The 14,508-nt window shown below is 41.5% G+C and carries 16 protein-coding genes and 1 tRNA gene; 9 read left to right on the top strand and 8 right to left on the bottom strand.

Annotated elements, in window-relative coordinates; all coding sequences use genetic code 11:
• Positions 1-84 precede the first annotated feature (84 nt).
• The gene (locus tag M301_RS04525) at positions 85-1,995 is read left to right on the top strand and encodes an ATP-binding cassette domain-containing protein (RefSeq protein ID WP_013147575.1); all 1,911 of its coding nucleotides are present in this window, start codon (positions 85-87) and stop codon (positions 1,993-1,995) included.
• 54 nt (positions 1,996-2,049) lie between these two features.
• Here the strand turns inward: M301_RS04525 and M301_RS04520 are convergent, their stop codons facing one another.
• Positions 2,050-2,295 carry a hypothetical protein gene (locus M301_RS04520; protein ID WP_013147574.1) on the bottom strand — a complete coding sequence of 82 codons (246 nt, stop codon included), beginning with the start codon at positions 2,293-2,295 and terminating at the stop codon, positions 2,050-2,052.
• A 236-nt stretch (positions 2,296-2,531) separates the two neighbouring features.
• Between M301_RS04520 and M301_RS04515 the strand changes: the two genes are divergently transcribed.
• Positions 2,532-3,164 carry a ParA family protein gene (locus M301_RS04515; protein WP_013147573.1) on the top strand — a complete coding sequence of 211 codons (633 nt, stop codon included), beginning with the start codon at positions 2,532-2,534 and terminating at the stop codon, positions 3,162-3,164.
• Between the two features lie 202 nt (positions 3,165-3,366).
• On the opposite strand, the gene M301_RS04510 is transcribed toward M301_RS04515, so the two are convergent.
• Positions 3,367-6,339: a methyl-accepting chemotaxis protein gene (locus M301_RS04510; RefSeq protein ID WP_013147572.1), complete on the bottom strand. Its 2,973-nt coding sequence runs from the start codon at positions 6,337-6,339 to the stop codon at positions 3,367-3,369.
• A 503-nt stretch (positions 6,340-6,842) separates the two neighbouring features.
• Here M301_RS04510 and M301_RS04505 point away from each other — a divergent pair.
• Positions 6,843-7,718: an SAM-dependent methyltransferase gene (locus M301_RS04505; RefSeq protein WP_013147571.1), complete on the top strand. Its 876-nt coding sequence runs from the start codon at positions 6,843-6,845 to the stop codon at positions 7,716-7,718.
• Between the two features lie 107 nt (positions 7,719-7,825).
• On the opposite strand, the gene M301_RS04500 is transcribed toward M301_RS04505, so the two are convergent.
• Positions 7,826-8,101: a hypothetical protein gene (locus tag M301_RS04500; protein WP_013147570.1), complete on the bottom strand. Its 276-nt coding sequence runs from the start codon at positions 8,099-8,101 to the stop codon at positions 7,826-7,828.
• 317 nt (positions 8,102-8,418) lie between these two features.
• Between M301_RS04500 and M301_RS04495 the strand changes: the two genes are divergently transcribed.
• The 4 genes from M301_RS04495 to M301_RS04480 all read left to right on the top strand — a co-directional run bounded on the left by M301_RS04495 (position 8,419) and on the right by M301_RS04480 (position 10,086).
• Complete coding sequence (locus tag M301_RS04495) at positions 8,419-8,622, top strand: hypothetical protein (protein WP_013147569.1); 204 nt, start codon at positions 8,419-8,421, stop codon at positions 8,620-8,622.
• Between the two features lie 309 nt (positions 8,623-8,931).
• On the top strand, positions 8,932-9,453 hold the full coding sequence (locus M301_RS04490) for a hypothetical protein (RefSeq protein WP_013147568.1): 522 nt from the start codon (positions 8,932-8,934) through the stop codon (positions 9,451-9,453).
• 75 nt (positions 9,454-9,528) lie between these two features.
• Positions 9,529-9,855: a hypothetical protein gene (locus tag M301_RS04485; RefSeq protein ID WP_013147567.1), complete on the top strand. Its 327-nt coding sequence runs from the start codon at positions 9,529-9,531 to the stop codon at positions 9,853-9,855.
• Positions 9,856-9,891: 36 nt separating this feature from the next.
• Positions 9,892-10,086, top strand: coding sequence for a hypothetical protein (locus tag M301_RS04480; protein ID WP_013147566.1), 195 nt, complete (start codon positions 9,892-9,894; stop codon positions 10,084-10,086).
• Positions 10,087-10,222: 136 nt separating this feature from the next.
• Here M301_RS04480 and M301_RS04475 read toward each other — a convergent pair whose 3' ends face one another.
• The 3 genes from M301_RS04475 to M301_RS04465 all read right to left on the bottom strand — a co-directional run bounded on the left by M301_RS04475 (position 10,223) and on the right by M301_RS04465 (position 11,041).
• Positions 10,223-10,552 (bottom strand): hypothetical protein, encoded by a 330-nt coding sequence (locus M301_RS04475; protein ID WP_013147565.1) that lies wholly within the window; start codon positions 10,550-10,552, stop codon positions 10,223-10,225.
• Positions 10,518-10,718, bottom strand: coding sequence for a hypothetical protein (locus tag M301_RS04470; protein WP_013147564.1), 201 nt, complete (start codon positions 10,716-10,718; stop codon positions 10,518-10,520). Before M301_RS04470 ends, M301_RS04475 begins: the two co-directional genes overlap by 35 nt.
• Positions 10,719-10,965: 247 nt before the next feature.
• Positions 10,966-11,041, bottom strand: a tRNA-Arg gene (locus M301_RS04465).
• A gap of 111 nt (positions 11,042-11,152) precedes the next feature.
• Here M301_RS04465 and M301_RS04460 point away from each other — a divergent pair.
• Together M301_RS04460 and M301_RS04455 are read left to right on the top strand one after the other, a co-directional pair.
• Positions 11,153-11,695 carry a peroxiredoxin gene (locus tag M301_RS04460; RefSeq protein WP_013147563.1) on the top strand — a complete coding sequence of 181 codons (543 nt, stop codon included), beginning with the start codon at positions 11,153-11,155 and terminating at the stop codon, positions 11,693-11,695.
• Between the two features lie 69 nt (positions 11,696-11,764).
• Positions 11,765-12,760 (top strand): sensor domain-containing protein, encoded by a 996-nt coding sequence (locus tag M301_RS04455; protein WP_013147562.1) that lies wholly within the window; start codon positions 11,765-11,767, stop codon positions 12,758-12,760.
• A gap of 49 nt (positions 12,761-12,809) precedes the next feature.
• On the opposite strand, the gene M301_RS04450 is transcribed toward M301_RS04455, so the two are convergent.
• Both M301_RS04450 and M301_RS04445 read right to left on the bottom strand, forming a co-directional pair.
• A complete protein-coding gene (locus tag M301_RS04450) occupies positions 12,810-13,688 on the bottom strand; it encodes an SDR family oxidoreductase (RefSeq protein WP_013147561.1) in 879 nt (292 codons plus the stop codon).
• Between the two features lie 30 nt (positions 13,689-13,718).
• Entirely contained in the window at positions 13,719-14,423 is a 705-nt protein-coding gene (locus M301_RS04445; protein ID WP_013147560.1) for a pirin family protein, read from the bottom strand.
• Between the last annotated feature and the right edge of the window lie 85 nt (positions 14,424-14,508).

The raw sequence follows: 14,508 nt of genomic DNA, 5'->3' as shown, positions 1-14,508 counted from the left end.
TTAAAGTACTCCTTAGTACACTCTCTCATTTAATAAATCCTGAATCTCTTAGTAAAGACTTACAGCACCGAAAGCAACAGAATCATGCCTTACATTACATTAGATAACGCTTCACTCGCCTTTGGACATCATGCACTTTTAGACAAAGCCTCATTTCAATTGGATGCTGGCGAACGTGTGGGCTTGATTGGTCGCAATGGCGCTGGCAAATCAAGCTTATTAAAAGCCATCGCTGGTACCATTAAGTTAGATGAAGGCACCGTATGGCGTTCACCAAGCGCACGAGTAGTATATGTTCCACAAGAGCCTGAGTTGGATACCACACACACAGTATTTGAAGCCGTAGCTGAAGGCTTGGGCAGCCTACAACAAACGATTATTGATTATCATCAAGTGACCCATGATATGGGCATGCCAGATGCAGACATCGACGCTTTGATGACTAAAATGCAGCATCTACAACATGATTTAGATACACAAAACGGCTGGGCTGCCCAATCACGCGTTGAAACAGTGCTAAGTCGCTTAAACTTAGATGCCGATGCATTAGTTTCAACCTTATCAGGCGGCTGGCGTAAACGCGTTGCATTAGGTCGCGCGCTGGTGGCAGAGCCTGAGGTGCTATTGCTAGACGAACCAACTAACCACCTTGATTTAGAAGCAATTGAATGGCTAGAAGAGTTACTCCTGAGTTTTAACGGCTGCGTGTTGTTTATTACACATGATCGCCGCTTTTTAAATAGACTGGCGACGCGTATTACAGAATTAGACCGCGGCATACTGACAGATTTTGTGGGTAATTTTGCAGATTATCAGATTAAAAAAGAAGAGTTAATTGCTGTGGAAGAGGTTCACGCGGCTAAGTTTGATAAGTTTCTAGCACAAGAAGAAGTATGGATACGCCAAGGCATTAAAGCGCGCCGCACCCGCAATGAAGGCCGTGTACGTCGTTTAGAAGCGCTGCGCTTAGATCGCGCGGCTCGTCGTGAACGCCAAGGCAATGTAAAACTGAATTTAGATGCGGGCGAACGCAGCGGAAAACTGGTTGCAGAACTAGAAAACGTCAGCAAAGCTTATGGCAACAGAACGTTGATTAATAACTTTAGCACGCGCATCTTACGTGGTGACAAAATCGGTCTACTCGGCCCGAACGGTATTGGTAAAACTACCCTACTCAAGCTTATTTTAGGTGATATTGAAGCGGATAGCGGCAATGTAGAACGCGGCACTAAAATCAACGTCGCTTATTTCGACCAAATGCGCGAGCAGCTTGATGAAGAAGCGACACTGGCAGACACCATTAGCCCAGGTTCGGACTTCGTAGAAATTGGCAATGAACGCAAACACGTCATTAGCTATTTAGAAGACTTTCTATTCCCGCCACAACGCTCACGCTCACCCGTGAAATCGTTATCAGGTGGCGAACGTAACCGCTTATTACTAGCTCGTTTGTTTGCCCGCCCTGCCAATGTATTGGTACTAGATGAACCGACTAACGACTTGGATATCGATACACTAGAACTGCTCGAAAGCTTACTGCAAGAGTTTGCTGGCACGCTATTCCTAGTCAGCCATGACCGTGCATTTTTAGAAAATACCGTAACACAAGTGATTGCCTTTGAAGGTAACGCAGTACTTACTGAGTTTGGCGGTGGATATGATGATTGGCAACGTTACACGCAACAACGCTTAGAAGAGAAAAAAGCACAGCAAACGCAAGCTGCTAAAGCTAATGTTAAGCCAAGCAACACTGCGCAAGCAAAGCCAGCGTCTAAGCTAAGCTTTAAAGAGGAAAAAGAGTTAGCGGCGATACCAGCAGAAATTGAAAAGCTAGAGCTAGAGCAAGCAAGCATCAACAAGCAGCTCGCTGATGGCGAACTCTATAAGACACAAGCTGCTTTAGTCAAAACCTTGCAAGCAAGACTTGTCGAGATTGAGGGTTTGTTAGAAAAATCTCTGGCTCGATGGGAAGAACTGGATGCTAAGAATCTATAAAAAATATTGAGAAAATCTAACGCAGTGGCATCTAAAAAATGTCACTGCTAGAAACTACGACTCTTTGCCTGATATTTTTTTAAGTTTTTTGTTCATTTCAATTCGTTTTTCGCGCCATTCGCTTAGCTGCTCATCATCCAACTCAAGCTGTATCGCTAACACCTCTATCAAGCTCAACTTCTTTTCTTCTTCTCTGCGCGTCAACTTGGTACGCATTCTACTTTGTAACCTTTCAACTTCTTCCTGAGATAAGTTTTTTGCTTTTTCCATGTATTCTTCGCTAGCGTATTTAATTTTCAAGTCACACTCCCCGGATTTTTAATACTCAAATTTAACGGCAATAAGCTATCAGTATAATTAATCAGCAACCCACTTTTATGACATATTTATGAAGATTTAAGATTGACATCACAGCACTGTCATAAAGGCAGGGAAAGGATTTCAAGCATATTCATTGCCAACAAACAAGTCAGCCGTTACTAGCCTAAATGCAGTATGATTTGATATCTCAAATTTCAAGATTTTGGAGCTTATGCATGAGAAATATCTTAATCGCCAACTCAAAAGGCGGTAGCGGTAAAACGACCATAGCTACAAATCTTGCTGGTTATTTCGCCTCTATTGGTGGACGCGTGCTGTTATCCGACTTAGATCGTCAACTTTCATCGACCAATTGGGTGCAGCGCAGACCCGCAGAATTACCCATCATTCACACCTCCAACCCTCGCAGCAAACCATCATCAATCGACCCTGACTGGATCATTACTGACTCCCCTGCAGGATTTCGTGAAGAAAAACTTTCAGATGCGGTTAAGCAAGCGGATTGCGTCATTGTGCCCATACAACCGTCGGCATTTGACATAGGTGCTACTACTGATTTCTTAGACTTACTCGCAGAAGAAAAAGCCATACGCAAGAATAAAACCTTTGTAGCTTTAGTCGGCATGCGCGTGAATAGCCGCACAAACGCGGCAGCTACACTTGCAGAGTTTATGGAGCAAACAGGCTTTCCAATACTCACTTACCTTCGTAACGCGCAGGTATACGCCACAGCCGCAGAACTCGGTGCTAGCCTTTTTGATATGCGCCCTTCACTTGTCGCTCAGGATATTGAGCAGTGGGCGCCACTGCTAGATTGGGTGAGTGAAACGACTGCGAATGAAAGGTAAGTCAATTTCATGAGGTCAATTCATGAAGTCTTCTATTATTTAAATAGCAAAGAGTGTTCGTTTAGATAATACTTTTCAATTAGAGTCACGCGCGACATGCACTCTGGTATTTTGTTGCATGTGCGCGATAGTCAACCAGAACAGATTGTCATCTTTGCAGCTAGCTCTCTACAAACTCACTGCATCAACGACAATCCAAGCTTTAAGTTCCTGTTCTGGATTTGACTAGTGTCACATGACTAGCTTTATGCATGGATTTTAGTCCTAGGCGCGCTTCACCCTCCAACTTAAACACACTCACCACATCGGACAACTGTATGGCTTGCTCTACCAAGCTCTCCGCAGCAGCAGCAGCTTGCTCAACAAGTGCCGCATTCTGTTGGGTCACTTCATCCATGCTGGTAATCGCGTTGTTGACTTGATCAATACCGGCGCTTTGTTCACTTGATGCGGCTGAGATCTCGCCCATGATGTCAGTCACACGTTGGACTGATGACACGATCTCTGCCATGGTTTTACCAGCTTGTTCTACTTGTGTTGTACCTTCGGCAGTTTTGCTGACTGAGTCTGCGATGAGTTCTTTAATTTCTTTGGCTGCAGTGGCTGAGCGTTGCGCGAGATTGCGTACTTCGCCTGCGACTACGGCAAAGCCTCGACCTTGTTCGCCTGCACGTGCGGCTTCTACTGCAGCGTTAAGTGCAAGGATGTTGGTTTGGAAGGCGATGCCGTCAATGACGGAGATGATGTCTTCAATCTTTTTAGCACTGCTGTTGATGGCGCTCATGGTGTTGACGACTTGACCGACGACTTCTCCACCTTTCACAGCAACGCCTGAGGCGGCTGCGGCAAGCTGGTTGGCTTGTTTGGCGTTCTCGGCATTTTGTTTAACAGTTGAGGCAAGTTCTTCCATGCTCGATGCGGTTTCTTCCAGGCTGGAGGCTTGTTGCTCGGTGCGTTGGGAGAGGTCGTTATTGCCAGTGGCAATTTCATTGGCTGCTGTGGTAATGGTTTCGATGGCTTCTTTGACAGCGGCAATAGGGGCGACGATGGTTTCTAGTGTGGCATTAACCCCTTCTACAACTTTGCGGAAGTCGCCTTGGTGTAGGCTGGCATCAGCACGTACACTGACCCGACCATCGGCAGCGGCTTGTGCCAACATGTTGGCGTCTTCAACCAAGCGATTGACAGCGTCGATACAGTGGTTGAGGTTATCTTTAAGATTGTTAAAGTCACCTTTGTAATGTTCGTTAATCTTCGCTGGGATATCGCCTCTAGAAATGCTGTCAACACAGTTTGCGGCTACATTTAATGGGCCGATCACTGAGTCTAAGGTGTTGTTGACACCTTCTACGATTTTACGGAAGTCGCCTTGATGTTTTGTGGTATCGGCACGTGTAGATAAGATGCCTTGGTCAGCAGCATCGGCAAGCATGGCGGTATCTGAAACTAGCGCATTCACGGCATCGATACATTGATTTAGATTGTCTTTTAGTTGATTGAAGTCACCGTGGTAAGTCTCGGCAATCTTGGCAGGAATGTTGCCTTTGGAGATGTCGTCTACGTATTTTGCGGCAACGTTTAAAGGGACAATCACAGCGTCTAGGGTGTCATTGACGCCTTGTACAATTTTACGGAAGTCGCCTTGGTGTTTACTTGCATCGGCACGGATGGATAGGTTGCCTTCTACGGCGGATTGAGACAGTGTATTCACATCTGAAACCAGCGCATTAATATTGGCTCTGACTTGCTCGATGGCTTCGTTGACAAAGGCTTTTTTACCTGGAAATTTCTCTAATTGCGCGGCTAAGTCGCCTTCACCAAACGATTTCACGCAGGCTAGCGCTTTTTTATTCATGTCTACGTGGCCGGCGACCATCTTGTTGACGCCGGCTGCAAGCGTGTTAAAAGATCCTTCAAAAGTTGATTCGTTGACAACCTTATCAATATCTCCTGCATCATGAGCATTACTCATTTGTGTCATCTCATTTATCAAAGATTTGACATTAGAGCCAAGCTGAACCATAGACTTATTTAGCTGTGCAATTTCATCATTGCCTTTAACTAAAATTACTTCGGACAAATCCCCTTTTGATAATCTTTGAATAGATTTAACGCTCAATTGCATTGGCGTAATGACCATCCGATTGAGAAAGTAGTAGAGGATACCTATTAATGAAATAACTGATAAAAGCCCAATTAAAATAGCGGTATTTCGAATTGCATTAATTTTAGCCATCACTACTTGCGTAGGTACCGTTAGGACTAAAGTCCACGGAGTGACGCTAGCCCCAACATTTACAGGAACGTATGTACGATAAACCTCTTGGCCTGTAGTTGAATCAAAATCAATACTGCTAAATGATTTTCCTGCCTTAATTTTTTCTTTCACTGAGTTTGGAATACCACTGTCAGCTGCGTTTTTATTATTGGGGTTTAACTTACTTTTCGCAACATATTCACCCTGATATGAAATCAACTCAGCATAGCTGCCATCATAAGGTTTTATTTTATCAACATCTGATTGAATGCTGACTAAGGGCATGTCAACACCGGCAACGCCAGAAAACTTACCGTCTATTGTGATAGGTACGACTACACTTGTGATCAAGGTATCTTTACCTGAAATCTTATAGGTATAAGGCTCTAATACGGTTTCTTTTCCCGAATTTTTTGCTAACAAATAATAATCGCCTGCCCCAGGTTTACCATAATCGACTAGTGGTTCCAGTTGTACTGAACCATTGCCACGATTCCAATAGGGAATGTAGCGTCCAGTTAAATCATGACCTTTTTCATTGATGTATTTGTTATCCTTATTATCAAATGCATTGGGCTCCCAAAGTGTCCAAGTCCCAACAAACTCTGGATTTTCGTTGAGAGTTTTAATCAACATACTATCGGCGAGTGATCTGTTGGCTTGGTTGGTGACTTTCATCGACTGAAAAGACCATGCTAACGCTCGCGCATTGCTCATCGCATTATTAAGTGTCCTTTCCGTCTTAGCACCCGCGATGCTTGCAGACTCATCAGCCAGTTGAAATGCCGTGGTTTTCTCGACGTTAATTGCTTGAAAAATAATGATTGAAATCGTGAGTGCAAACCCTATGATGGCCATTGTTGTAACAATCAGCGCAATTTTTAAACGAATGCTCATTTTATTAATTAACCTTTCCATCAATTACTTCCCCTATATACCGTTAACTAAATTTCATATTAAGAATAAATTATTACTATAAGTAATTTTAATCAAATTACTTATACTTTAATTTAGTGATATAAATGGTATAAATTGGTCAATTCGAATTCGTGATTTAAAAAACCGGGATAGATATGACTTACCAAGTTCTGGGTTCAGCCATTGCTACTTACTAACATTGACCATGCACCAATCATAAGGCACCAAGCAGTTGAATAAAAAAAAGGCTGCCCCTATGGAATCAGCCTTTTAACTTTTTGGTGCCCCGACAGGCATGTAACTTATCAAGTTAATCAAGCTATATTGTCATGTAGTTATATTTACATAAATTTTTATACGTATTTTTATACGTATATGATTAGTATAACCAGAATCTGATCATGTAAAAAATCAGATATTACTCTGGAATTTATGGATGATTCGATTTACAAGCCTGTGATCTGTTAAAGTTAATTATTTAAATAACAACTTGGATATTAGAGATGGCATCACAAGCAGACATTGCACATCACTATGATGTGGATAATGATTTCTTTGCACTTTTCCTAGATAAAAAGTATCGTGCGTACAGTTGCGGCGTTTGGAAGAAAGCCATCACTTTAGAGCAAGCACAGGAAGATAAGTTTGATAGGCTATGTCGCTATGCTAATGTCACTCAAGGTCATGACGTCATCGAAATAGGTTGCGGCTGGGGGGGCTTAATGAACACCGTATTAGATAAATACCCGAATACGTCTGTGCACGGACTGACTCTGAGTACCGAACAATTTGAATTTATTAACAGTGCATCCAGACCTAATCTTTCGCTTGATTTACGCTCTTGGCAAGACTATATACCACCTGAGCGCAAGTTTGATTCAATCATTTCAATTGGCGCTTTTGAGCACTTCGCTTCATTCGAAGATCAGGCAGAGTCGCGTCAGCGGGATATTTATAAAACCTTTTTTGATTGGTGTCTGAGTGTCTCTACATCAGAGGCGCAAATTGGGTTACAAACGATTGTTATAGCAAGAGCGCCCAACTCCTTATCTGAGCTGAGAGATTCTAGATATTTACTAGATAAAGTGTTTCCAGGGTCGGCGCTGCCATCAATTAGCGATATTCAAGCTGCGATAGTGGACAAATATGAAATCTCAGCAGTACACCGCATTGGATTAGATTACGCACGCACATTGTTCGAATGGAACAAGAGATTAGAGTTCAATCAGAACAAAATTGTAGAGCGCTATGGACAAGAACTTTTTGACCATTATCGAACCTATTTTGATGCAGCCCGACGTAGTTTTGAAACTGGCTATGTTGACTTATACCAGGTATCGCTTAGAAGAGCGAAACCGTTAAGAATATTATCTAAATAACTTATTATTCCTCAAGGGTAGCTCTTTAGCTTATACAAATACATGGAGTTTGCTAATAACATCATGCTGTGATGGAGGGAGGCATCCTCTCTGGGATTAAAACTGACTTAGGTGCCAAGCGTTATTAATAAATAGGCTCCACCATGCATCACTTCAATGTGGTCTATGCAACTATGTACAACATCACCCCCTGAAGTCTTTGTCGTAACCTGTGCACGAAACAAATCGTTGAGTGCTGCAGTAATCAACGCAGTGTCTTCTACATGAATATCTACCTTTTTAGCTAAATCCTCTACGGTAATCTCGAATGGAATACCTTTTTTAGCTCCAGATGACTTAAGGGTTTTGTAAATTCTTATAGCCAGTGGGCTCATGTTAATCATAGTTAGCACTTCTTAGAAATAGCGGACAAGGTACATCCTATCATTCTGCATGGTCTTGGGTAAATGACTTCATCATAAATCCTATTGTAGGTCTGCGGTTAAAAATAATTGCCTACCAATGTGTATAGCAAGTTGTTATACAAAAAATAACTATTAGGTCGTTAAACGTAATGGGTTGAGAGTGACGATTATTAGCGCCTATTTTTTGCAAGCAGTTAATAAAGTTGTAAAAAATAAATGTCAGATTTATGTAAGGTTTAAGGAATAAAGTGAAGTTGTAGTAAAAACATTCAATCACAAAACAGAGGATTTAAATCATGAAAAAATTATTATCATTAGTTCTAGTACTTGCATTTGGTTTTGCTACTGCATCAGCAATGGCATGCCCAAAAGGTCAGGAAATGACAGGTGGCACAGGTAAGCATCATAAAGGAGGAACATGTGCACCAAAAGTAGCTAAGGATGCAGCACCAGCGTCTAAGGAAGCGGCACCTATGGTAAAAGATGCAGCTAAAAAATAACTTCCGATAATTAAAGTCATTGTGATTTATAAAGGGGCAATATATGCCCCTTTTCTATATAGATTATATTGATTGTTTATTCATAAATTATTTGTAGGAGAGACTTAATTAGAGTTGTAGTCGTCAGAGAAAACATATAACTGATTGTGATGAACTGCGATGAGCCCAAAGTATCAATTTGTGAACGCCAACTAACAGTTAGTAAAATTCAAGCTTGTAAGCTTTCCGTAAGTATAAGCAGGTATCGTATGTTTTGATCTTGTTAGTTTCGAATGAGCAATCAAGATATTACTTTGGAGAATCACAACAATGAAACATTTACTTATTTTAGCCGCACTAGCATCGGCAAGTTTAATTAATACTGCTCAGGCTGCCGACGTTGGTGTGTCCGTTAGCATTGGTCAGCCAGGCTTCTATGGTCAATTAGATATTGGAGGCTACCCACAACCACGCGTCATCTATAGCCAACCAAGAGTTGTAGAACGCGTATATGTAGAACGTGAACCAATCTATTTACATGTTCCTCCTGGTCACATAAAGCATTGGGAAAGACATTGTCATGAATACAATGCTTGTGGTGAGCGCGTCTACTTTGTAAACGATGATTGGTATAACAGAGAATATGCCCCACGTTACCAAGAGAGTCATCGTGAACACCACGAAGAGTATCGAGAAGAACGTCGTGACGAGCATCGAGATGAGTATAGGGGTGAGCATCATGAAGAGCATAGAGAAGGCCGCCAAGATGAACACCGAGATAACCATTACGAGGAGCACCACGATGACCACAGAGACAATGAACATGGTGATGATCACGACCGCGGACGCTAAAAAAATGTTGTAGCACTTAATTCGAATCGTACTTTAGAAAAATTAAAGTATGATTCGTTTTTTATACCTAAATCAATGCGTCATTTAAATGTTTGGGTTACGTTAGCCTACGTATTTTGCCGTAAAATCTTATTAAATATGCTGAATTTCCTAATATCTACCTCTGCCTTTTCTTTAGCAGCATTTATCTTAAACCGCATATTAAAGACGCACCCCAATAGCCCTCGTTCGATTACATTGACAGTTATGATTGTAGCTACCATATTTTCATTAGGTGCTGGATGGGCTGTAGATAAATTAGACGGTGACGCAGAACTTCACAAGAATGACCCATCAATTACTGAGATAATCAAAGGTGGAAATCCAGTTAAAATAGTAAAAATGATTGCTGGTTTCAATTAAGCTAAATCCGCATAATAAATAACGAGTAACTAATTTATGTCATATATAAAAATATTCGCAAACGTGTTAACAATTGCAGCATCGCTATTTCTGTTGGTTGGTTTATGGCTTGTATTTACAAAAGGTCAGCCATTAGCCGACCTAGTAGCACAGGTTGCGTTTTTCTATGTAGCCATTGCGGCATTCAATAAGGTTGTGTTGGGGGTACCAACGCTGTGGCATAAATTTTAAGATTAAATTAAAAAACCACCCGAAGGTGGTCTAATATAAATTATTTTCTTCTGGATTTTTTTGGGAGGTGAGCTTGGATTACTTTCATTTTCATGGCTTCTCTTTGTAACTAGCACCGTAACAATTGTTACTAGAGTTACACCGCAAACGTTGCTCCAGCAACATCATGACCGCTGACAATTGCATAAGCACCCGCTCCTAAGCCAAATAGTGCAACCAATGCCACAGCTACAACACCAGAAATCCTTTCTGTAAATACGTATAGATTAGTCCTCTTTTGTATACGTCTTCGATGTTCAGCTTCCAACTTCGTTTGCTCAACTACAAACGCCACTAGCGACGGGTCAATTTGATTTAGTTGCTCTAGATTCCCTGCTGGTAGAATTGGGCTATCTGTAGACGTGTGTTGTAAGTCTAATGTCCCACCTTCATTACTTACCGTTCTTAGTTGCGTGCGATTCGCCATAAGCTAAGGCTTTCCTCATATCGTTACCTACTGCCACGACGTCACCTCGTAGCTTAATGTTATCTTTACGAAAGCCGTTACTATAACTCCTGTCGTAAGCTATAGGGTTTACATAAGAATCAGCAATGCTAGCAGCACCTTTAGTCATCATACGAATGATATTCATATTTTAAAATAGTAGATTACTCCACCATTCCTCAGTTCAACCTACACACTAAAATAGCAATGTAGGCAATCACATTACCATTATTGACACCATCGTCAATAGTTGAAGCCTTGTAAAACCTAACGTTCACAATAACTTATACATATAGTTAATCAGTATTACTGTGACATATCCAGTTCTATTACGTTCCTTCTTAGCTTAAGTCTGACGTTTTATGGACTTATTTGGATTGCTACGGACTTAAAATTGGTGCCCCCGACACGAATCGAACGTGTGACCCTCCCCTTAGGAGGGGGATGCTCTATCCACTGAGCTACGGGGGCATATCAATATTTCGGCTATTTTCTCACATTTCAATCCATCTCGTATTAGTGTTAACATAACTTATTGTTAATTACCTAGTGATTGCTTGTTAAGCAGCTAAAACCAAATATATGACACTCAAGTTAATCTTTTACACAGGCGTGTTGTTGCTAGCATTCTTTGGGTATCGCAGTTATGCTATAGCTGGACGATCATTGCAAATTGGCGATGATGCGCCTAGCTTTACGCTTAATGATGCACAAGGGCAGACTCATTATCTATCTGATTACGCGGGTAAATATCTAGTGCTGTATTTTTACCCTAAAGACGACACACCAGGTTGCACAAAAGAAGCGTGCCATTTTAGAGATGACATGGCGCAGCTTGAAAAATTAGGGGCAAATGTTGTGGGCGTCAGCGTGGACAATAGTGCCTCTCATGCTGATTTTGCTAAGAAGTATCACTTACCATTCCCTTTATTGATAGACGCTAATGGCACTGTGGCAGAGAGCTATCAATCACTAACAAATCTTTACATTATAAAAATTGCCAAGCGTCATACTTTCTTAATCAGCCCAACCGGCAAAATTGCTAAGGTGTATACAAGTGTGAATACGTCTAACCATTCGCAACAAATTATTGAAGATTTAAAGCTACTACAGCACAAGCCGTGAGTCATTCAATTTAGTCATTTTTGGTATGTAGTATAGAGAATTGCAAAATGTAAATTAACTAAAATAATAATGAATTTCAGCCAAACACTACCGTTAAATATCGCTTTAATCATCATGCTACTGCCTTTAATCGCAGTTGGCTTTTACTATATTAAATTAAGAAACAGCGAAGAACTTTGGAAGTTTGCATTAGAAGGTGCTGGTGACGGGGTTTGGGATTGGGACATTAGTAACGACAAGGCCTATTTCTCTGATCGCTACAAAGAGATGCTGGGCTTTAATAATGAAGAAGTTGATAACAACATAAAAGAATGGAATAACCGCGTGCATCCTGATGATGCGGCATCGTTAGATCAGGCCGTGAGTGACTATCTATCAGGTAAGACAGAAAAATACATCCACGAACATAGAGTCATCTGCAAAGATAGAAGTATCAAGTGGGTGCTGTCGCGAGGCATGATAGTAAAGCGTGACAAGCATGGCAAGCCGTTGCGCATGATCGGAACCCATACAGACATTACTGCACGCAAGTTACTGGAAACTCGCTTAGAAAACTTAGCGCATTTTGATGCTTTAGCTAACGTACCAAACCGCACACTATTTAACGATAGGCTTAAGCTGGCGCTATCGTACGCTAAACGTGAAAAAAAGATGCTTGCAGTCATGTTTATTGACTTAGATCTATTCAAAGAGATTAATGATTTGTACGGGCATGAAACTGGTGACATCGTACTTAAAAAAGTCTCAAGGCAATTAGTTTCCTGTGTACGTGAGTCGGATACCGTCGCACGTATGGGTGGGGATGAGTTTGTAATTTTACTGCCGATTATTGACGAAATTGAAGATGTGAAATTGGTCGCTAGCAAAATTGTAGAAGCTGTGGCTCAGCCGATTAAAGTAGCTAAAACACACTTACATATTACTTGCAGCATAGGCATTGCCGTCTACCCACAGCATGGCAAGGACGAAAAACTATTAGTGATTAATGCCGATATGGCAATGTATCAAGCTAAAAATAGCGGCAAAAACCAAGCTAAGTTTTTTGAAGAAGCAATGCTGAATTAGATGCTTTGATGAACATATCAAAGCATCTTGGTTTTCGATTAAACAATCATTAAACAAATGCAGTTTTATTGCTTTCTAAATAATCAGCTAACTTAGTTAATGGCCGCCCTAATAATGCCTCACCATCTGGACTAACAACCGCAGCTTGATTTGACGCGAACACCTCAAATAACTCTAGCGCGCCTTTTGCCTGCCATTCTGGCCAACCCGCACCCAGTAAAGACTGCAAGGTGGTGTTTTCATCTGGTGACACATAGGCCACATTTCGTCCAGTAATATGACTGAATGTATCTGCAATATTCTGACCAGAAAGCAACTCTGGGCCAGTCACGTTATACGCTTTTCGCTCATGGCCGCTAGTCGTTAGGATGTTGGCCGCAATTTCACCAATGTCTTTAACGTTAAGCGGAGCAAATTGACCTTCCCTAACACCAAAGTAAAACGCACCCTGCTTTACACCATCAGCCCAGCCCAGAAAGTTTTCTTGAAACCATATGGTGCGCAAATGCGTCCATGGCAAACCTGAAGCTTCAAGATACTTCTCCGCTTCACGGAATTGGCGTGCAAACAAGATGGCTTCCCACTCGGCGCCTACCACAGAGTAAAGCACAACCTGTTTGACTGAACCAGCGGCAACGGCAGCGTCAATGGCATTTTTTGCATGCTGTGCGCGGTTTTCAACATTACCTGGAATGATGAACACTTTCGTTACGCCTTCAAAAGCAGCAGCTAGCGTTGCTGGCGCATCCAAGTTAATCACAACAGCTTCAATTGATGGATATTGCTGCTGAAGCTGCTGACCCTTCTCCACATTTCTCACGCCCGCACGAATGGCGTACTGAGCATCATTCTTTTGAATGAGCGACTCTAATGTCGCCACGCCATTATTACCCGCTGCGCCAATAATTAAAATTGCTTCTGTTTTCATAGTATTACTCCTAAAGTTTTAAAAAATTTGTTAATAAGGTAAGTCGAATAAAAGAAATTCGACCTCATGTGCATTTGCAAACGAAATTAAAGAAATATCTTTAATTTTTAAGGCATCACCCGTTTTTAAGGTATTGCCATTCACATCAAGCTGCCCACGAATCACATGCACATAAGCACTACGTCCTGCTTTTAAGTTATGTTGTACTTCTTGATCTGCTGTATTCAAAATTGAAGCATAGAGGTAAGCGTCTTGATGAATGAGCACAGAGCCATCTTTACCATCTGGCGAACCAATTAAACGCAAGCTACCAACTTTAGATGCCGTATCAAAATGTTTCTCTTCATAGCTAGGCGCAATGCCTTTAACATTCGGCTCAATCCAAATTTGTAAAAAATGGACACGCTCAGAACTTGAGTGATTAAACTCACTGTGGCGCACACCAGTACCAGCGCTCATTCTTTGCACGTCACCGTATTGAATGACTGAGCCAGTGCCCATGCTATCTTTATGCTCTAAAGAACCACTTAACACATAAGTGATAATCTCCATATCTTCATGTCCGTGTGTTCCAAAGCCCTTACCAGCCTGAACACGATCCTCATTAATCACAAGCAATGGCCCAAATCCCAGGGCTTCTGGATTGTAATAATGCCCGAATGAGAATGAATGGTTTGATTGCAACCAACCATGGTCTGCGGCACCGCGGCTACTATTTTTATGAATGTCTAACATGGTCATCTCCTTTTAAGTTTTTACAAAATCATCAATAAATTAGAATATAATTATTGTCTAATTAATCTTATTTACTAAGCATGTG

The sequence above is a fragment of the Methylotenera versatilis 301 genome, assembly GCF_000093025.1.
GTDB classification, from domain to species: Bacteria; Pseudomonadota; Gammaproteobacteria; order Burkholderiales; family Methylophilaceae; genus Methylotenera; species Methylotenera versatilis.
The sequence above is the reverse complement of the archived record's forward strand: the minus strand, read 5'-3'. Positions and strand labels throughout refer to the sequence as shown.